Annotated in this window: 16 protein-coding genes; 14 read left to right on the forward strand and 2 right to left on the reverse strand. The window is 69.8% G+C overall.

The genetic code is table 11. The features are described from left to right. Nucleotides 1–186 precede the first annotated feature (186 nt). A complete protein-coding gene (locus FFK22_RS27535; protein WP_138890100.1) occupies nucleotides 187–1,785 on the reverse strand; it encodes a peptide ABC transporter substrate-binding protein in 1,599 nt (532 codons plus the stop codon). 181 nt (nucleotides 1,786–1,966) lie between these two features. On the opposite strand from FFK22_RS27535, the gene FFK22_RS27540 reads away from it, so the two are divergent. Both FFK22_RS27540 and FFK22_RS27545 read left to right on the forward strand, forming a co-directional pair. After that, nucleotides 1,967–3,172, forward strand: a complete 1,206-nt coding sequence (locus FFK22_RS27540; protein ID WP_138890099.1) for a CaiB/BaiF CoA-transferase family protein — start codon at nucleotides 1,967–1,969, stop codon at nucleotides 3,170–3,172. Between the two features lie 113 nt (nucleotides 3,173–3,285). After that, nucleotides 3,286–3,852, forward strand: coding sequence for a hypothetical protein (locus tag FFK22_RS27545; RefSeq protein WP_138890098.1), 567 nt, complete (start codon nucleotides 3,286–3,288; stop codon nucleotides 3,850–3,852). Between the two features lie 219 nt (nucleotides 3,853–4,071). Here the strand turns inward: FFK22_RS27545 and FFK22_RS27550 are convergent, their stop codons facing one another. Beyond that, a complete protein-coding gene (locus FFK22_RS27550) occupies nucleotides 4,072–4,305 on the reverse strand; it encodes a hypothetical protein (RefSeq protein ID WP_138890097.1) in 234 nt (77 codons plus the stop codon). A gap of 269 nt (nucleotides 4,306–4,574) precedes the next feature. On the opposite strand from FFK22_RS27550, the gene FFK22_RS27555 reads away from it, so the two are divergent. The 12 genes from FFK22_RS27555 (at nucleotide 4,575) to rnr (ending at nucleotide 18,395) form a co-directional block, all read left to right on the forward strand. Continuing rightward, complete coding sequence (locus FFK22_RS27555; protein ID WP_138890096.1) at nucleotides 4,575–5,441, forward strand: dienelactone hydrolase family protein; 867 nt, start codon at nucleotides 4,575–4,577, stop codon at nucleotides 5,439–5,441. A 133-nt stretch (nucleotides 5,442–5,574) separates the two neighbouring features. Next, the gene (locus tag FFK22_RS27560) at nucleotides 5,575–6,102 is read left to right on the forward strand and encodes a DUF2975 domain-containing protein (RefSeq protein WP_138890095.1); all 528 of its coding nucleotides are present in this window, start codon (nucleotides 5,575–5,577) and stop codon (nucleotides 6,100–6,102) included. Nucleotides 6,103–6,106: 4 nt separating this feature from the next. Then, a complete protein-coding gene (locus FFK22_RS27565) occupies nucleotides 6,107–6,343 on the forward strand; it encodes a helix-turn-helix transcriptional regulator (protein ID WP_138890094.1) in 237 nt (78 codons plus the stop codon). Between the two features lie 54 nt (nucleotides 6,344–6,397). Beyond that, a complete protein-coding gene (locus tag FFK22_RS27570) occupies nucleotides 6,398–7,192 on the forward strand; it encodes a MipA/OmpV family protein (protein WP_138890093.1) in 795 nt (264 codons plus the stop codon). Between the two features lie 228 nt (nucleotides 7,193–7,420). Continuing rightward, nucleotides 7,421–7,561 (forward strand): hypothetical protein, encoded by a 141-nt coding sequence (locus tag FFK22_RS43245; RefSeq protein ID WP_186002686.1) that lies wholly within the window; start codon nucleotides 7,421–7,423, stop codon nucleotides 7,559–7,561. Between the two features lie 51 nt (nucleotides 7,562–7,612). After that, a complete protein-coding gene (locus tag FFK22_RS27575) occupies nucleotides 7,613–7,798 on the forward strand; it encodes a DUF6726 family protein (RefSeq protein WP_138890092.1) in 186 nt (61 codons plus the stop codon). A 110-nt stretch (nucleotides 7,799–7,908) separates the two neighbouring features. Next, nucleotides 7,909–9,144 (forward strand): MFS transporter, encoded by a 1,236-nt coding sequence (locus FFK22_RS27580; protein ID WP_138890091.1) that lies wholly within the window; start codon nucleotides 7,909–7,911, stop codon nucleotides 9,142–9,144. A gap of 328 nt (nucleotides 9,145–9,472) precedes the next feature. After that, nucleotides 9,473–10,126, forward strand: coding sequence for a glycerol-3-phosphate 1-O-acyltransferase PlsY (gene plsY / locus FFK22_RS27585; protein WP_138890090.1), 654 nt, complete (start codon nucleotides 9,473–9,475; stop codon nucleotides 10,124–10,126). A 168-nt stretch (nucleotides 10,127–10,294) separates the two neighbouring features. Further along, complete coding sequence (locus FFK22_RS27590; protein ID WP_138890089.1) at nucleotides 10,295–11,716, forward strand: tryptophanase; 1,422 nt, start codon at nucleotides 10,295–10,297, stop codon at nucleotides 11,714–11,716. A gap of 60 nt (nucleotides 11,717–11,776) precedes the next feature. Continuing rightward, a complete protein-coding gene (dprA, locus tag FFK22_RS27595) occupies nucleotides 11,777–12,916 on the forward strand; it encodes a DNA-processing protein DprA (protein WP_138890088.1) in 1,140 nt (379 codons plus the stop codon). 75 nt (nucleotides 12,917–12,991) lie between these two features. Continuing rightward, nucleotides 12,992–15,640, forward strand: a complete 2,649-nt coding sequence (gene topA / locus FFK22_RS27600; RefSeq protein ID WP_221938898.1) for a type I DNA topoisomerase — start codon at nucleotides 12,992–12,994, stop codon at nucleotides 15,638–15,640. 373 nt (nucleotides 15,641–16,013) lie between these two features. Next, nucleotides 16,014–18,395 (forward strand): ribonuclease R, encoded by a 2,382-nt coding sequence (gene rnr, locus FFK22_RS27605; RefSeq protein WP_138890086.1) that lies wholly within the window; start codon nucleotides 16,014–16,016, stop codon nucleotides 18,393–18,395. Nucleotides 18,396–18,487 lie beyond the last annotated feature (92 nt).

Here is an 18,487-nt window from a genome sequence, read left to right on the forward strand (position 1 = left end):
AGACCGGGTGAGGGCTGGCCCAGGCCTCGACAAAATCCCCTCACCCGGAGCCGCTTCGCGTCTCCGACCTCTCCCGCAAGCGGGAGAGGCAATCGCGCAATCCTTGCTTGGTCTGACCCAAAATCCTCCGGCGCGCAAGAGAAGCCCCGCCTCCGAGAAGAGGCGGGGCCAGCGGCTCCGAAACGGCTACCGTTCGACCGTCAGCCAGCGGCTGAGATGGTTGTCCAGGACATTGTCCTGCCAGCCCTTCACCTTGGTCGAGAGCATCCGCTTGCTGGTGTAGTAGTAGATCGGGATGATCGCCTGGTCGGCCAGGAACAGCTGCTCGGCCTGGGCCAGGGTCTGGCCGCGCTTGGCCAGGTCGGCCTCGACCACCGCCGCATCCATCAGCTTGTCGTAGTCCGGGCTGGCGTAGCCGGGATAGTTCTGCTCGCCGGCGGTGCTGCGGAACAGGTCGAGGAAGTTGCTGGGGTCGTCGAAATCGCCGATCCAGGAGGTCCGGCCGATATCCTTGTACTCCTTCTTGCGCAGCGCGCTCTGCATCGTGCCCCATTCGAGATTGGTCAGGGTGGTGTCGACGCCGAGCTTCTGCTTCCACATAGCGCCGATGGCGACGGCGATCTTCTTGTGGTTCTCGGAGGTGTTGTAGGAGATCTCGACCGCCAGCGGCTTGTCCGGGCCATAGCCGGCCTTGGCGAACAGCTCCTTGGCCTCGGCGTCGCGCTGGGCCTGGGTTTCCCCGGCCTCCTTCGGCGTCCAGGCGGCGAAGTTGCTCATCCCCGGCGGCACGAAGGTGTAGGCCGGCAGCTCGCCGCCCTGGGTGATCTTGCCGACCATGACGTCGCGGTCGATCGCCAGCGACAGGGCGTGGCGCAGCTCCGGATGGCTCTTCCAGGGCTCGTGGGTCAGGTTGACCGTGTAGTAGTAGGTGCCGATGTACGGGACGATCCGCACCTCGTCGGCCATGGTCTTCTGCAGATCCGGGATCTGCTGGTTCGGCAGGGTGTAGGTGTAGTCGAGCTCCCCGGCCTTGAAGCGCTGCAGCTCGCCGTCGACATCCTCGGTCACGAAATAGTTGACGGTGTCGATCTTGACGTCGGCGGCGGCGTGGAACTCGGGGTTCTTGGCCAGCTTCACATGCGACTGCGGCACCGCGTCGGCCAGCATGTAGGCGCCGTTCGACACCATATGGCCCGGCTTGACCCAGTCGTCGCCGAACTTCTCGAGATTGGCGCGGCTGAGCGGGAAGGTGGCGTGATGAGTCAGCGTCGCCAGGAAATACGGCGTCGGCCCGACCAGCGTGACCTCGAGCGTATGGTCGTCGACCGCCTTGGCCCCCAGCGTGTCGGCCGGCTTGCTGCCGAGGCGGATGTCCTTGGCGTTGACCACCTGGTCGATGAAATAGCCGTAGGGGCTGGCCGTCTTCGGGTCCAGCAGGCGCTTCCAGGCGAAGACGAAGTCGCCCGCGGTCACCGGCGAGCCGTCAGACCATTTGCCGTCGGCGCGCAGCTTGAAGGTGTAGGTCTTGCCATCGTCGGAGACGGTCCAGCTCTCGGCCGCGCCGGGAATCGGCTGCGCCTTGGCGTCCTGGGTCAGCAGGCCCTCGAACAGGTCGTTCTGGACATTCGCCTCGCTGACGCCCGACGACTTGTGGATGTCGAGCGATTCCGGCTCCTGGCTGTTGCCGGCGTTCAGCACCATCTCGGCCGCGGCGATCTGCGACATCCCGCCCAACAGCGCTGCCGCCAGCAGGCTGCGGACGAGAACCCTGGAGAAGCCTTGCATCTGTATCCCCCTGTTGGGCTGGTTCTTTTTCAGGGCCCAAGGCTATGGCCTATACCACCGATACGCCCCTGCCAAAAAGGAGGAAGGTCTTAACCTGGGGTCATGGTCGGTCCGGGCCCGGCCGATTGCGGCCCCGCCCCGCCTGGGTTAACCAGGAGGCCTCAAGGAGGAGTTCCCGAGAATGACCGACAGCCCCGCCGGCGCCCTGGCCGGCCTCAAGGTGCTCGACCTGACCCGCGTGCTGGCCGGCCCGAGCGCGACCCAGATCCTGGGCGATCTCGGTGCCGACGTGGTCAAGGTGGAGCGGCCGGGCGTCGGCGACGACACCCGGAAATGGGGCCCGCCCTTCCTGCAGGATGCCGACGGCGCCGACACCACCGAGAGCGCCTATTACCTCAGCGCCAACCGCAACAAGCGGTCGATCGCCATCGACTTCACCCGGGAGGAGGGCCGCGCCCTGCTGCGCCGGCTGGTGGCCCAGGCCGATGTGCTGGTCGAGAACTACAAGCTCGGCGACCTCGCCCGCTACGGCCTCGGCTATGACGACCTGAAGGACGAGTTCCCGGCGCTGATCTACTGCTCGATCACCGGCTTCGGCCAGACCGGCCCCTATGCCGCGCGCGCCGGCTACGACTATCTGGTCCAGGCCATGGGCGGGATCATGAGCCTGACCGGCCCGACGGACGGCGAGCCGATGAAGGTCGGCGTCGCCATCGCCGACCTGATGACCGGCACCTATGCCACGATCGGCATCCTCGCCGCGCTCGACCATCGCCGCCGCACCGGGCGCGGCCAGATGGTCGACATGGCCCTCCTGGACACCCAGGTCGCCTGGCTGTCCAACGCCGGCCAGTACTACCTGACCTCGGGCGTGCCGACCCCGCGCACCGGCAACGGCCATCCGACCATCGTGCCCTACCAGGCGTTCCGGGCGGCGGATGAGTACCTGATCCTGGCGGTCGGCAACGATTCGCAATTCGCCAAGTTCTGTGCCGCCGCCGGCCGGCCGGAGCTGGCGACCGATGCCCGCTTCGCCACCAACCAGGCGCGGGTGCGCAACCGCGAGGTGCTGGTGCCGATCGTCGCCGGGCTGATCGCGGAGAAGCCGCGCGGCCACTGGCTGGAGGTTTTGGAGGCCCGGCAGGTGCCCTGTGGCCCGATCAACACCATCGACCAGGTCTTCGCCGACCCGCAGGTCGTGGCCCGCGGCATGCGGATCGAGATGCCGCATCCGCTGGCGCCGGACCCGGTCGCCCTGATCGGCAGCCCGATCCGGCTGTCGGAGACGCCGGTCAGCTATCGCCACGCCCCGCCGGCCTGCGGCGCCGACGGCGTGGAGGTGCTGCGCGACTGGCTCGGCGAACTGAATCCGGCTTCCGGGCGTTGATAGGGGGATAGAGGCTGGCGTCATGCGCTGGCGAGGCGCGCGCGCCCATGATCGGGCCGCGTCGTGCCAAGGGTTCGTCTTGCCCTGACGCCGTGAAAACGGAGAACAGAGACATGGCCAAGACTGTCCATGCGGCGTCCGCCGCCGCCCTGGCCGCGCTGCTGCTCGCGGCGCCGGCCATGGCCCAGACCGTGATCGTGCCGGCCCCGGCCCAGACCGTGGTCACGCCGGTGCCGACGGTGGTCGTGCCGGCGCCGACCGTCGTGCAGCCGGCACCGACGGCGATCGTGCGGCCGGCCCCGGTGGTCGTCGCCCCGCCGCCGCCCGTGATGGCCGAGCCGGTGACGACCTATCCGGTCGACCCCAACCTCCGGATGCAGCAGCCCTATGTGGTGCAGGGCGGCGTGCAGCCGCGGCATCCGCCGGTGACGGCGATGCCGAGCGGGCCGGGGCCGGCCGATCCGCGCGAATATGCCACCGACACACCGATCACCGTGACCGGCCATGTCGACGGCGTCAGCCATATGGGCGGCGTCACCTCGTTCCGGCTGCAGACCCCGACCGAGGCCTGGACCGTCGTGGTGCCGGGCGACGCCGGCCGGATCGGACGCTCCGCCACCGTGACCGGCTATCCGCATGTCGAGGTGCGCAACCAGCTGCTGGCCCAGAGCATCCGCTGAGACGGGCCCTGTCATCGGCTGAATAAAAAGAACCCCGGCGCCGAGGCCCGACGCCGGGGTTTTGTGCCTGATCGCTGGAAGGGGGAGAGATGCGATCAGGTCACTTGGCTGGACGACGGCGCGGCGCCGTCGTCGAATTCGTCTGGCTGGAAAGAACCCCGGCGCCGAGGCCCGACGCCGGGGTTTCATGAACGATCGCTGGAAGGGGGAGAGAAGCGATCAGTTCACGGGGTTGGACGACGGCGCCGCCGTCGTCGAGCTGGTCTTCTTGTGAGCCTGGGCATGCTTCTTGGCATGCTTGGTGGTGTGCGCACGGTGGTGAGCCGTGTGATGAACCGTCTTGTGAGCGGTCGCCGCCGGCGTGGCGGTCGTATCCGTCGTGCCCGAGGTCTGGGCGAAAGCGGCGACGGGCAGAGCCAACGTCATGATGCCGGCGAGGATAAGTTTCCGCATAGTCAGCGCTCCGGGAGCCGTGTTGAAACGGCACATCCGAACAGTGCCGCGCAGCAAGAGAACGCCATGAATCGCCCCTCCGGAGCATCTTAATTCTTGGTAAGGCGCCTAAACTCTCCGTAAACTTGCAGCCCCGGCTAACTCGGCTGAATCCCGTCAGATGATCGCCGCCTGCGGCGTCGCCGCGGTCGACAGGCCGCCTCCCCGTTCCCTATGGTCGGCATGCGAGCCGGAGCGCGCCTCCGCCGCCGACCACGAAGGGGCCCTTCATGACCAGCTTCGATTCCGACATTTCGAGCCTCCGGCACGCCGGCGACCTGACCCGCCGCGGCTTCGCCATGACCTCGCTGATCGCGGGCTTCGCGCTGGCCACCCAGCCGGTCTCGGCCGCAGCCATCGCCACCGACACCGAGGGGCTGGACGCCGGCGAGGTGCAGGTGCCGGTCAAGGACGGCCGGATCCCGGCCTATCGCGCCAAGCCGAAGGCCGGCGGCCCGGCGCCGGTGATCCTGGTGGTGCAGGAGATCTTCGGCGTGCACGAGCACATCAAGGACATCTGCCGCCGGCTGGCCAAGATCGGCTATTACGCGATCGCGACCGAGCTCTATGCCCGGCAGGGCGACGCCAGCAAGATCGCCGACATCAACCAACTGATCTCGACCATCGTCTCCAAGGTGCCGGACAGCCAAGTGCTGTCCGACCTCGACGCCACCGCTGCCTTCGCCGCCACCGATGGCGGCGACGCCGCCCGGCTGGGCATCACCGGCTTCTGCTGGGGCGGCCGCATCGTCTGGCTCTATGCCGAGCACAACCCGGCCCTGAAGGCCGGCGTGGCCTGGTACGGCAAGGTGGTCGGCGATCCGACCCCGCTGCAGCCGAAGAACCCGATCGACCTGGTGGCCGATCTGCATGCCCCGGTGCTCGGCCTCTATGGCGGCGCCGACACCGGCATCCCGGTCGATACGCTGAAGCAGATGGAGGCGGCGGCCAAGGCGGCCGGCAAGACCGTCGAGTTCGTGGTCTATCCGGACACGCCGCACGCCTTCAACGCCGACTACCGGTCGAGCTACCGTCAGGGTCCGGCCGAAGACGGCTGGAAGCGGCTGCAGGCCTGGTTCCACGCACACGGGCTCTGACCGGGACATCGCGGGGGCTTTGCCGGCGGCCGGCCCCTGCGGCATTCTTATCGAAATTCGATAAACCCTTATTGACCCTCGATATGAAGCGACGCATAGTGGAGCCGTGATTCGACTGGGTGAGTCCTCATTCATGCACCGCGTCGCGCGCCTCAGCAGCGTGCTCCGTCCCGCCGTCACGATCCTGGCTTGGCTCATCCTGCTGGCGACGATCCCGTTCCTGGTCTGGGTCGTCCTCTACGGGCAAGCTGATCTGGCGGACGGGGTCGAGGCCCCGGTCTCGTCGCTGCCGCTGCTGCCGGTGGCTCTGTATCTGGGCCTGTATGCCCTGCGCTCGGCTCTGATGGTGGTGGCGCTGTTCTCGCTGCGCCGGATCCTCAACCATTTCGGCCGCGAGCAGTATTTCACCCGGGACTGCGTCATCGGCTTCCGCCGCATCGGGATGCAGCTGGTGGCGCTGGCGGCGGTCGATGTGGTGGCCCCGATCCTGGTCCTCGCGGCCCTGTGGGTCACCGAACCGCGCTTCGACCCGTCCGACACCTGGGTCCTGCTGACCGATCTCCCCTTCATGCCGCTGGTGGGAGGCCTGTTCGCCCTGATCATGGCCCATGTCCTCGGACAGGCGGCCGATCTGGCGGAAGACGCAGCCCTGACGGTATAGCCGGATGCCCATCATCGTGCGCCTCGACGTCGTGCTGGCCCAGCGGAAGATGAGCTTGACGGACCTGTCCAACGCGGTCGGGGTCAGCATCCCCAATCTGTCGATCCTGAAGACCGGCAAGGCGCGCGCGATGCGGTTCTCTACCCTGATGGCGCTGTGCCGGCATCTGCAGTGCCAGCCCGGCGACCTGCTCGAATACGTGCCCGGCCCCGGGGACGACGCCCCGGACCCGCCCGACTAGACCGCGGCGGGACCCAGCCAGACCCTACCGACGATCGACCCCAGCGAGGATCCGATGATCTCCCGCAAAGCCCCTGTCCTGCCCGCCATAATCCTGGCGGCGGTGATGCCGCACGACTCCGTCGGCGCCGAGCCGGATGCCGGCCTGGCCGGCTCCAGCCTCATCGTCGGCCTCGGCGCCGGCGCCGGCTTCGCCCCGACCTATGAGGGATCGAAGCGCTATGAGTTCGTGCCGGTGCCCGCGGTCAGCCTGTCCTGGGACGACACGCTGCTGGTCGAGGACAGCACCGCGCGGCTGGTGGTGATCCGGACGCCGTGGCTGCAGGCCGGCCCCCTCGCCGCCTGGCGCCCGGGGCGCCAGCAGGACGACGACCACCGGCTGAAGGGGCTGGGCGATATCGACGACGCCGTCGACCTCGGCGCCTATGCCCGCATCGGCTTCGGCGGCTGGTCGGCTTCGGTCTCGGCCCGGCAGGATGTGATCGACAGCGGCGGCGCATTAGTCAATTTCGAGACCGGATACGCGTTGCCGCTGACCGACGCCCTTACCCTCTCGCTCGGCGCCGACGCCATCTGGGCCAGCGACGACTATATGTCGGCCAATTTCGGCGTCACCCGCCAGCAGGCCCGGCACAGCCGGTACGACGAGTTCGAAGCCGGGGCCGGCTTCAAGAATGCCGGCCTGTCGCTCGCCGCCAGCTATGCCCTGAGCGAGCGCTGGTCGCTCAACGCCGTCACCGGCTGGGAGCGCCTGCTCGGCGACGCCGCCGCCAGCCCGATCGTCAAGCAGGGCGGCTCGCCGGACCAAGCCTATGGCTTCGTCAGCATAACCTATCGCTTCGGCCTGTAGCGGCCGGGGCCCAACAGGGAGTCGGGTTGCGATGATCGTTCGAGCCTGTCTTGTCCTCCTGCGCGCCGTCGCCCGCGGCCTGGCGCGGCTGACCGGCCGCCCCAGCCGCCGGGTCCGGGTCGTCCGCCTGCTGCCGCATGGCGGCCCCGGCGGCCGGGCCTTGCCGCTCCGCGTGGTCGATGACGCACGCCGTTCCGGAGGGCCCCGCCGGGCCGGGCCGGGTGCGAGATGATCGGCGCCATGCTCTGGCTCGGCGGCATCCTGCTGTTCGCCGCGCCCTATCTCTGGGCCTGCGCGCTGTGCCTGGTGTCCCGCGACCGATCCGCCGCGACCGAGCAACCAGGCCCATCGCCGCGGCAGGAGTGTTAGTATGTCGGCACCGACGCCGTTCCTATCCCGGAAGCAGACGAAGGACAAAAGATGAAGACCCGCGCTCACCGCCGACCGTCCCGCTGGCTGGTGCTGGCCGCCGCGGCCGTCGCCCTGGCCGGCTGCGGCGTCGTCGCCGCGCCGTTCCGCGTCACCGGCGCCGTGGTCAAGGCGGTGCCGGTGGTCGGCCATCCGGTCGCCGCACCGTTCGACGCCACCGGCGACGCCATCGACTGAGCGGGGCTGCCGGCGACTCGACCGGATCGCCGGGCAGCCATCCCGGCGATCCCGGTTCCGCCAGCCGTCATCACCCGCTATGGTCGGCGGCCCTTTCCCAAGCGCCGCCGATGACCGCCGATCCCTCTGCCGCCGAGTCCGGAAGCATCTTCCGCCACCGCGGCTTCGCCTATTACTGGACCGCCCGCCTGATCGCGACCTTCGCGGTCCAGTTCATCAGCGTCGCCGTCGGCTGGCAGGTCTACGACCTGACCCGCGACCCGTTCGACCTCGGCCTGGTCGGGCTGGTGCAGTTCCTGCCGTCGCTGCTGCTGGTGCTGGTCACCGGCGCCGCGGCCGACCGCTACAACCGCCGCCGCATCATGGCGATCTGCATCGCCGCGGAGATCCTGTGCGCGCTGGCCCTGCTGGCCCTGACCATCGGCGGCGAGCACCGGGTCTGGCCGATCTTCCTGGTCCTGGCCGGCCTCGGCATCGCCCGCGCCTTCCTCGGCCCTGCGGTGCAATCGCTGCTGCCCAACCTGGTGCCAGCGGCGGAGCTGTCGACCGCGATCGCCTGGAACTCCTCGTCCTGGCAGATCGCCACCATCAGCGGCCCGGTGATCGGCGGCCTGCTGTACGGCCTGGCGCCGGAAGCACCCTATGCTCTCGCCGCGGTGCTGATGGCGGCCTCGATCGGGCTGGTGACGCTGATCCCGAAGCCGGCGCAGAAGACGGTGCCGGAGCCGGCGAGCTGGGAGAGCCTGGGCGCCGGCTTCCGCTACATCTGGAGCGAGAAGGTGGTGCTGGGCGCGATCTCGCTCGACCTCTTCGCCGTGCTGCTGGGCGGCGCCACCGCGCTCTTGCCGGCCTATGCCCGCGACATCCTCGATGTCGGGCCCTGGGGCCTCGGCCTGCTGCGGGCCGGCCCCGGCATCGGCGCGCTGGTGGTGGCGATCTGGCTGGCCCGTCGGCCGATCACCAACCAGGCCGGGCTGATCATGTTCGCCTGCGTCGCCGGCTTCGGCGCCTTCACCTGCGTCTTCGGCGCCTCCACCCTGCCCTGGCTGTCGATCGTGGCCCTGACGCTGATGGGCGCCTTCGACATGGTCAGCGTCTATATCCGCGAGACCCTGATCCAGCTGTGGACGCCGGATGCGCTGCGCGGCCGGGTGAATGCGGTGAACATGGTCTTCGTCGGCGCCTCGAACGAGCTCGGCGAGTTCCGCTCCGGCATCTCGGCATCGCTGATCGGCGTGGTGCCGGCGGTGGTGGTCGGCGGCCTCGGCACCATGGCGGTGGCCGGGCTGTGGTCGACCTGGTTCCCGCAGCTGCGCCGCATCCGCCACCTGAACCACGCCGCATAGAGCGGTTTATTTGAATCGGATCTCGCCGGTACAATCGGGCCCGGCGGAACAGATTGCCTCTCCCGTTTACGGGAGAGGTCGGAGACGCGAAGCGGCTCCGGGTGAGGGGATTTCGTCGAGGCCGGGGCCAGCCCTCACCCGGTCTCGCGGCGCGAGCCCGACCTCTCCCGCCAGGCGGGAGAGGCAACGCGAACACCCGAAATCCTGTCGCTCCTGCTGATCGCGCCGGAGCGGTCCGGCCTCAAACCATCATGCTCTCGCCTGACATCACCGTTCCCCCGGCCGGGAAAATCGCCATGATGGAGCCGGCGCAGGAACGGATTCGCTCATGTCCTCATTCGATCCCACTTCGATCTGGGCGCTCGCCGCCGCGGCGGTGCTGGGCTACCTGCTCGGCTCGATCCCGTTCGGCCTGGTGCTGACCCGGGCCGCCGGGCTGGGCGACATCCGCAGCATCGGCTCCGGCAATATCGGCGCCACCAATGTGCTGCGCACCGGCAACAAGGGCCTGGCCCTGGCGACGCTGCTGCTGGACGGCGGCAAGGGCGCGATCGCCGTGCTGATCGCCGGCCTGTTCGACCCGATGCTGGCCGTCCTGGCCGGCGGCGGCGCCATGCTGGGCCACAACTATCCGGTCTGGCTCGGCTTCAAGGGCGGCAAGGGCGTGGCCACGGCGCTGGGCACGCTGCTGGCCATCGCCTGGCCGGTCGGCGTGCTGTGCTGCCTGGTCTGGCTCGTGACGGCCTTGCTGTTCCGCTATTCGTCCCTGGCGTCGCTGACCTCGGTCGCCGCGGCGCCGGTCCTGGCCTTGGCCCTGTCCGGCGTGCCGATCCTGGGCGCGGTCCGGACCGACCTGCCGCGCGCGGCCCTGGCCCTGTTCATCGCCGTGCTGGTGTTCATCCGCCACGACGGCAACATCCGCCGCCTCCTGCGCGGCGAGGAACCGAAGATCGGCCAGAAGAAAACGCAAGCGGCCGGCTGACCGCCGATATCACACCGTAACCCTGACCACAGGTGATCCAATAAATTTAAATATTAATTAGTCAACAATCCGATATTTCATTTTGGTGTCAATCAGAACGATTGATTAAGTCTGACTTTTTCTCTTTCATAAACGATAAGAGCACCGATGGCGATCTGAGGGTGGATTATGCGGCGCATCCCGGAACCTTTCCGAATCAAGATGGTCGAGCCGATCCGGGCGATCACGCCCGAGGCGCGGCAGGCCGCCCTCGAGACGGCCGGCAACAACCCCTTCCTGCTGAAGGGCGAGGACGTCTACATCGACCTCCTCACCGATTCCGGAACCGGGGCGATGAGCGACCGGCAATGGGCCGGGCTGGTCACCGGCGACGAATCCTATGCTGGCAGCCGCAGCTTCTTCCGCCTGCAGGACACCGTCCGGGACCTGTTCGGCTATCCCTTCGTCGTGCCGACCCACCAGGGACGAGGCGCCGAGCATCTCCTGTTCCCCTGCCTGGTGCAGCGGAAGCGGGACCAGGGCGGCGCCCAGCGGCCGGTCTTCATCTCGAACTACCATTTCGACACGACGGCGGCGCATGTCGAGATGAGCGGCGCCGGCGCCGTCAACGTCGTCACCGAACAGGCCTTCGACACGGCATCCGACCACGGCTGGAAGGGCGACTTCGACCTCGACCGGCTCGAGGCCGCCATCGTCGAGCATGATCCGGCCAATGTCGTCGCCATTATCGCCACGGTCACCTGCAACAGCACCGGAGGGCAACCGGTCTCGATGGCCAATATGCGCGCCGTCCACGCGATCGCCCGGCGCCACGGCATCCCGGTGGTGATCGACGCGGCCCGCTTCGCCGAGAACGCCTGGTTCATCCAGCAGCGCGAGCCCGGCTATGCGGAGACGAGCATCGGCGACATCGTCCGCGAGATGTTCGTCTACGGCGATGCGATGACGATGTCCGCCAAGAAGGACGGGCTGGTGAACATCGGCGGTCTCTGCTGCATCCGGGAGGACGAGGCGCTGTTCGACGCGGTGCGGATCCGCTGCGTGCCGTTCGAGGGCTTCGTGACCTATGGCGGCCTCGCCGGGCGCGACATAGAGGCGCTGGCGATCGGGCTGCGCGAGGGCATCGACGAGGCCTTCCTGTCCTATCGCATGGCCCAGGTCGCCTATCTCGGCGAGCGTCTCCGCCGTGGCGGCATCCCGATCCAGACGCCGGTCGGCGGCCATGCCGTCTTCGTCGACGCCAGGAAGCTGGTGCCGCACATCCTGCCGTCGCAGTTTCCTGCCCAGGCGGTGACCAACGCGCTGTACCTCGAGGGCGGGGTCCGGGCCGTCGAGATCGGCTCGCTGCTGCTCGGCCGGGATCCCGCGACCGGACGCCAGAAGCCGTCGCCGCTGGAGTTGGTCCGGCTGGCCATTCCGCGCCGCGTCTATACCAACGACCATATGGACTACATCGCCGATTGCCTGATCGCGGTGGCCGGCGGCGCCCGCCAGCTCCGCGGGCTGGAATTCGCCTACGAGCCGCCTGTGCTGCGGCATTTCATGGCGCGGTTGCGGGTGGCGGCCGAGCCGGAGGTGGCGGCCGCCTGAAGCGGCCCTTCGGCGAGATCCCGGTTGACCCGGCCGGCGACCTGCCCCGAAGCTGGCGGCATGACGACGCCCCGGCGCCCCCTGAGCGAAGCCGAACGGCTGGACTGGCTTCGCCTGGCCCGGACCGATGCCGTCGGGCCGATCACCTTCCATCACCTGGTCAGCCGCTACGGCTCCGCCGGCGCCGCGATCGAGGCGCTGCCGGAGCTGTCGCGCCGCGGCGGCCGCAGGGTCGAGCTGAAGCCACCCTCCGTGGCCGAGGCGAAGCGCGAGCTGGAGGCGCTGGCGCGGATCGGCGGCCGCCTCGTCGCCGCCTGCGAGCCCGACTATCCCGAGCCCCTGGCCGCGGTCGAGGACGCGCCGCCGGTGCTGTCGCTGCTCGGTCGCGGCGACCTCGCGGCCCGGCCGATGGTCGGCATCGTCGGGGCGCGCAACGCCTCGCTGAACGGCCGCCGCATGGCGCGCGACATGGCGCGGGAGCTGGGCGAGGCCGGCTTCACCGTGGCCTCCGGCTTCGCCCGCGGCATCGACACCGCGGCGCATGAGGGCGCCTTCGCCACCGGCACGCTGGCGGTGCTGGCCGGCGGCATCGACATCGTCTACCCCCCGGAGAATGCCGGGCTGCACGACCGCCTCGCCCAATCCGGGCTGGTGGTGGCGGAATGCGCCCTCGGCACCCAGCCGACCGCCCGCCACTTTCCGCGCCGCAACCGGCTGATCTCCGGCCTGTCGCTCGGCGTCGTGGTGATCGAGGCGGCGCTGCGCTCCGGCTCGCTGATCACCGCCCGCATGGCCGCCGAGCAGGGCCGGCAGGTGTTGGCGGTGCCGGGATCGCCGCTCGACCCCCGCGCCCAGGGCTGCAACCGCCTGATCCGCGGCGGCGCCACCCTGGTCGAATCGGCCGAACATGTGCTCGAGGCGCTGGCGCCGCAGATCTCCGCCCCGTTGCTGCGGGAACCGTCGCCCCCGGCTCCCCGCCCCCACTCCACCGCCCTGCCGGAGGGCGGCAACGGGGCCGAGGCCGACCGCGCCCGGGTGATCGCCCAGGTGCTGGAACGGCTGTCGCCGACGCCGACGGCGGTTGACGAACTGTTGCGCGATTGCCAATTGTCTCCGCCGGTGGTGCTGACCGTGCTGCTGGAGCTCGAACTCGCCGGCCGGATCGAGCGCCAGCCCGGCAACCGGATCAGTCTGCTCTGACTCGCCGTTGTTGGTGAGCCTCCATTCCTGGCGCCGCCCCCTGGCGACGCCGTTGTCATGATTGAGTGTGGCGCTTTGGCAGACCAGACCCTCGTCATCGTCGAGTCGCCCGCGAAGGCCAAGACGATCAACAAGTATCTCGGCCGCGACTATACGGTGCTGGCCAGCTTCGGCCATGTCCGCGACCTGCCGGCCAAGGACGGCTCGGTCCGGCCGGAGGAAGACTTCGCCATGGACTGGGAGCTGGCCGACCGCGGCAAGTCCCGCATGGACGAGATCGCCCGCGCCGCCAAGGACGTCGACCGCGTGCTGCTGGCCACCGACCCGGATCGCGAGGGCGAGGCCATCTCCTGGCATGTGCAGCAGCTGCTGCGCGACCGCCGCGGGCTGAAGGACCTGGAGATCCGCCGGGTCACCTTCAACGAGATCACCAAATCCGCCATCCTCGACGCCGTCGCCCATCCGCGCGACCTGCACCAGGAGCTGATCGAGGCCTATCTGGCCCGCCGGGCCCTGGACTACCTGGTCGGCTTCACCCTGTCGCCGGTGCTGTGGCGCAAGCTGCCGGGGTCGCGCTCGGCCGGCCGTGTCCAGTCCGTGGCGCTGCGGCTGATCTGCGAGCGCGAGCTGGAGATCGAGCGCTTCAAGGCGCGCGAGTTCTGGAGCATCGAGGCGGTGTTCCGGACGCCGAAGGGCGAGGAGTTCACCGCGCGGCTGACCCATCTGAACGGCCGCAAGCTCGACAAGTTCGACCTGCCCGACGAGGCCTCGGCCCGGGCCGCGGCGACGGCGATCGACCCGCTGGCCTTCGCCGTCGCCTCGGTCGAGACCAAGCAGGTGCGGCGCCACCCGGCCCCGCCCTTCACCACCTCGACCCTGCAGCAGGAGGCGTCGCGCAAGCTGGGCATGAGCGCGACCCAGACCATGCGCACCGCGCAGCGCCTGTACGAGGGCGTCGACATCGGCGGCGAGACGGTCGGCCTGATCACCTATATGCGGACCGACGGCCTGACCCTGGCCGGCGAGGCCATCGCCCAGGCCCGCCAGGCGATCGGCAACCTGTACGGCCCCAATTACGTCCCGTCCTCGCCGCGGGTCTACAAATCGACCGCCAAGAACGCCCAGGAGGCGCATGAGGCGATCCGCCCGACCGACCTGCGCCGCCGGCCGGAGGAGGTGTCCCGCGCCCTGTCGCGCGAGGAGCTGCGGCTCTACGAGCTGATCTGGAAGCGCACCATGGCCTGCCAGATGGAATCGGCGGTGCTGGACCAGGCCATCGTCGACGTCGCCGATGCCCGCCAGGTCGCGGTGTTCCGCGCCGTCGGCACGGTCGTCCGCTTCGACGGCTTCCTCAAGGTCTATCAGGAGGACCGCGACGATCCGGCCGCGCCCGGGGAAGACGCGGATGAGAGCCAGCGCCGCCTGCCGGCCGTGGCCAAGGGCGACGCGGTCGACCGCCGCAAGACCACCCCCGAGCAGCATTTCACCCAGCCGCCGCCGCGCTTCACCGAGGCCAGCCTGGTGAAGCGGATGGAGGAGCTGGGCATCGGCCGCCCCTCCACCTACGCCTCGATCCTGCAGGTGCTGCAGGACCGCGAATATGTCCGGCTGGAGAAGAAGCGCTTCGTCCCGGAGGATCGCGGCCGCATCGTCACCGCCTTCCTGGAGAACTTCTTCAAGCGCTACGTCGAGTACGACTTCACCGCCAAGCTGGAGGAGCAGCTCGACGACATTTCCGGCGGCAAGCTGGACTGGAAGCAGGTGCTGCGCGACTTCTGGGCCGCGTTCCACGCCGCGGTCGAGGGCACCAAGGACCTCAAGATCGGCGACGTGATCTCGGCGCTGGACGAGGCGCTGTCGGACCATCTTTTCCCGCCGAAGGGCGACGGCACCGACCCGCGGCTGTGCCCGTCCTGCGCCAAGGGCCGGCTGGGGCTGAAGCTGGGCCGCACCGGCGCCTTCATCGGCTGCTCGAACTATCCGGAATGCCGCTTCACCCGGCCGCTCGGCGCCCCGGGCGAGGAGGGCAATGGCGAGGAATCGGCTCTTCCGCGCCTGCTGGGCGACGATCCGGAGACCGGCCTGCCGGTGTCGATCCGCAAGGGTCCCTATGGCATCTACGCTCAGCTCGGCCCCAAGGACGAGGCGGCCAAGGGCGAGAAGCCGAAGCGCGCCTCGCTGACCAAGGCGCAGGACCCGATGGCGATGACGCTGGCCGAGGCGCTGGCCCTGCTGTCGCTGCCGCGCGAGGTCGGTCGCCACCCCGAGACGGGCGAGCCGATCCTGGCCGGCATCGGCCGCTACGGGCCCTATCTGAAGCATGGCGACAAGTACAAGAACCTGCCGCCGGAAGAGGACGTGCTGAAGATCGGCATGAACCGGGCCGTCGACCTGCTGGCCGCCGACAACGCCAAGGCCCGGCCCAGCGCCGAGCCGCTGCGCGAGGTCGGGGCGCATCCCGACGGCGGCGAGCCGATCAAGGTCTTCGCCGGCCGCTACGGCCCCTATGTCCGCCACGGCAAGGTCATGGCCTCGCTGCCCCGCGGCGTCGAGCCCGAAGCGGTGACGGTCGAGAAAGCGGTCGAATGGCTGGCCGCCAAGGCGGCGAAGGGCCCGGCCAAGGGCGGCCGCGGCCGGTCGACGGCGAAGGCGGCGCCGAAGGCTGCTGCCAAGAAGGCCCCGGCGAAAAAGGCGACGGCCCGCAAGGGCAAGGCCGCCGAGTGAACGCATTCCCCCTCTCCCATGCCGCCCTGGGCCCCCCCTCCCCTCGCGGGAGGGGGCTAGGGGGAGGGGGTTCTCTCGACCGGCTCGGTGGGGCTTCCCTTCGGGCATGTTTCGTCGCCTCTCCCGCTTGCGGGAGAGGTCGGGCTCGGGCAGCGAGACCGGGTGAGGGCGGCACGGCCGCAACACCAGGATCAGCGCTGCAGGATGGGGCGGATCATGCGCTCGCTCTCGGCGAGATCGAGCTTTCGGCGAGGCCGCTATCCCCTCACCCGGACATCCTTCGGATGTCCGGCCTCTCCCGCAAGCGGGAGAGGCGATCTGTTCGGATGCCCACCATCGGTTCCGCCGATCGATGTGGTGCAGCCCCCACGCCATGACCGAACCGCCCACCCGCAAGCCCCCGGCCCGGCGGCCGATCAAGCGGAAGAAGGTCGTCAAGACCGTCGTCCCGGCCAAGACGCCGCTGGGCAAGGGCAAGAAGGCGGTCAAGCCGTTCCCGACGCGCGAGCAGATCACCGAGTTCCTGAAGTCGCGCGACGACACGGTCGGCAAGCGCGAGATCGCCCGCGCCTTCCACATCACCGGCGATGACCGGGTGCGGCTGAAGCAGCTGCTGCAGGACATGGCCGAGGACGGCCAACTCGAGAAGCGCCGCGGCCGCCGCATGCGGGCGCCGGGCGCGGTCCTGCCGAACGTCGCCGTGCTGCGAATCGCCGCCATCGACGGCGAGGGCGAGGCCCTGGCCCAGCCGGTGCGCTGGGAGGAGGACGAGCCGCCGCCGCGCATCACCATGATGGCCGAGGGCCGTGGCCAGGGCGCGCTGGCGGTCGGCGACCGGGTGCTGGCGCGGCTGCAGCAGGCCGAGGACGGCAGCTGGACCGGCCGGACCATGCGCCGGCTGGAGACCCAGGCCGATGTCCGGGTGGTCGGCGTGTTCCGCCGCGGCCGCGACGGCCAGGCCCGCATCGTGCCGGCCGACAAGCGCGCCCGCGACACCTGGCCGGTGCGCGAGGGCGATACCGGCGGCGCCAGGGACGGCGACCTGGTCGAGGCGCTGGTCGAGGCCTCCGACCGCCTCGGGCCGCGCCGCACCGTGGTCACCGCCCGCTACGGCGACGCCGAGGATCCGCGCTCGATCAGCCTGATCGCCATCCATGCCGCCGGCATCCCGACCGACTTCCGGCCCAAGGCGGTGGCCCAGGCCGAGGCCGCCGAACCGGCCGCACTGGGCAACCGGGTCGACCTCCGCCAGATCCCGCTGGTCACCATCGACGGCGCCGATGCCCGCGACTTCGACGACGCGGTCTGGGCCGAGCCGGATCCGGACCATCCCGGCGGCTGGCACCTGATCGTCGCCATCGCCGATGTCGCCCATTACGTGCCGCCGGGGTCGCCTTTGGACCGGGACGCCTTCGAGCGCGGCAACTCCTGCTACTTCCCCGACCGCGTCGTGCCGATGCTGCCGGAGGCGCTGTCGAATGGCCTGTGCTCGCTGCGGCCCGACGAGGACCGCGCCTGCCTGGCCGCCGACCTGTGGATCGACGCCCAGGGCCGGCTGGTGCGCCACCGCTTCCGCCGTGGGCTGATGCGTTCATCCGCCCGGCTGACCTATGAGCAGGTGCAGGCCGCCCGCGACGGCCAGCCTGACGAGCTGACCGGGCCCCTATTGGAGCCGGTGATCGCCCCGCTGTACGGCGCCTATCAGGTGCTGCTGGCTGCGCGGGAGAAGCGCGGCACGCTGGAGCTGGACCTGCCGGAGCGCAAGGTCCAGCTCGGCGAGGACGGCCGCGTCGCCTCGATCGGCATCCGGCCGCGGCTCGACAGCCACAAGCTGATCGAGGAGTTCATGATCGCCGCCAATGTCGCGGCGGCGGAGACGCTGAGCGACAAGAGCCTGCCGGCGCTGTACCGCGTGCACGACCAGCCCGACCGCGCCCGGGTCGAATCGCTGAAGGAGTTCCTCGAGCCGCTCGGCTACACCCTGTCGCTCGGCCAGGTGATGCGGCCGCGGGTGTTCGGCCAGATTCTGGCGCGGGCCGTCGGCCGGCCGGAAGAGCCGATGGTCAATGAGATGGTGCTGCGGTCGCAGGCGCAGGCCGTCTATAGCCCCGACAACCTCGGCCATTTCGGCCTGGCCCTGCCCCGCTACGCCCATTTCACCTCGCCGATCCGGCGCTATGCCGACCTGACCGTGCATCGCGGGCTGATCCGGCTGCTGCATCTCGGCAGCGACGGCGCCACCGAGGAAGAGCTGTCGCGGCTGGAGGAGATCGGCACCCATATCTCGGTCACCGAGCGCCGCGCCGCCCAGGCCGAGCGCGACGCGGTCGACCGCTACCTGGCGAGCTGGCTGTCGGACCGGATCGGCACGATCCTGCCCGGCCGGATCGGCGGCGTCGCCAAGTTCGGCCTGTTCGTCAAGCTCGACGATTCGGGCGCCGATGGGCTGGTGCCGATCTCGACCCTGCCCGACGACTATTACGACCATGACGAGGCGGCGCATGCCCTGGTGGGCCGCCGCTGGAACCGCGTGTTCCGGCTGGGCGCCAAGGTGCGGGCGCGGGTCACCGAGGCCGATCCGCTGACCGGCAGCACCGTCTTCGCCCTGGTCGATGCCGGCCACGGCGCCGATGTCGAAGGCCTGCCGCCGCTGTCGGGACCGGACCGCCGGGGACCCCCTCGAATCGGGCCGCGATCGGGCCCCCGATCCGGCCGGAAGCCAGGGTCCGGGCCGCACCGCGGCCCTCGGCGTTGAACGCAGCCCTGCTGCGCTGCAATAACGCCTTTTTCCTGTCAAGTATCTGGCCTAGAGTAGACGGTGAAAAAGTTGCGGGCGGAGTTCCATTA

The sequence above is a fragment of the Mycobacterium sp. KBS0706 genome, from assembly GCF_005938675.2.
Taxonomy (GTDB): Bacteria; Pseudomonadota; Alphaproteobacteria; order DSM-16000; family Inquilinaceae; genus Inquilinus.

Bases quoted from the DNA above. Each gene is read 5' to 3' on its own strand.
- rnr (WP_138890086.1), top strand. From the start codon at position 16,014: ATGACCGAACCGCCCACCCGCAAGCCCCCGGCCCGGCGGCCGATCAAG.
- plsY (WP_138890090.1), top strand. From the start codon at position 9,473: ATGTCCTCATTCGATCCCACTTCGATCTGGGCGCTCGCCGCCGCGGCG.
- FFK22_RS43245 (WP_186002686.1), top strand. From the start codon at position 7,421: ATGATCGGCGCCATGCTCTGGCTCGGCGGCATCCTGCTGTTCGCCGCG.
- FFK22_RS27550 (WP_138890097.1), bottom strand. From the start codon at position 4,305: ATGCGGAAACTTATCCTCGCCGGCATCATGACGTTGGCTCTGCCCGTC.
- FFK22_RS27555 (WP_138890096.1), top strand. From the start codon at position 4,575: ATGACCAGCTTCGATTCCGACATTTCGAGCCTCCGGCACGCCGGCGAC.
- FFK22_RS27540 (WP_138890099.1), top strand. From the start codon at position 1,967: ATGACCGACAGCCCCGCCGGCGCCCTGGCCGGCCTCAAGGTGCTCGAC.
- FFK22_RS27560 (WP_138890095.1), top strand. From the start codon at position 5,575: ATGCACCGCGTCGCGCGCCTCAGCAGCGTGCTCCGTCCCGCCGTCACG.
- FFK22_RS27545 (WP_138890098.1), top strand. From the start codon at position 3,286: ATGGCCAAGACTGTCCATGCGGCGTCCGCCGCCGCCCTGGCCGCGCTG.
- FFK22_RS27590 (WP_138890089.1), top strand. From the start codon at position 10,295: ATGCGGCGCATCCCGGAACCTTTCCGAATCAAGATGGTCGAGCCGATC.
- FFK22_RS27535 (WP_138890100.1), bottom strand. From the start codon at position 1,785: ATGCAAGGCTTCTCCAGGGTTCTCGTCCGCAGCCTGCTGGCGGCAGCG.
- FFK22_RS27570 (WP_138890093.1), top strand. From the start codon at position 6,398: ATGATCTCCCGCAAAGCCCCTGTCCTGCCCGCCATAATCCTGGCGGCG.
- FFK22_RS27575 (WP_138890092.1), top strand. From the start codon at position 7,613: ATGAAGACCCGCGCTCACCGCCGACCGTCCCGCTGGCTGGTGCTGGCC.
- dprA (WP_138890088.1), top strand. From the start codon at position 11,777: ATGACGACGCCCCGGCGCCCCCTGAGCGAAGCCGAACGGCTGGACTGG.
- FFK22_RS27580 (WP_138890091.1), top strand. From the start codon at position 7,909: ATGACCGCCGATCCCTCTGCCGCCGAGTCCGGAAGCATCTTCCGCCAC.
- FFK22_RS27565 (WP_138890094.1), top strand. From the start codon at position 6,107: ATGCCCATCATCGTGCGCCTCGACGTCGTGCTGGCCCAGCGGAAGATG.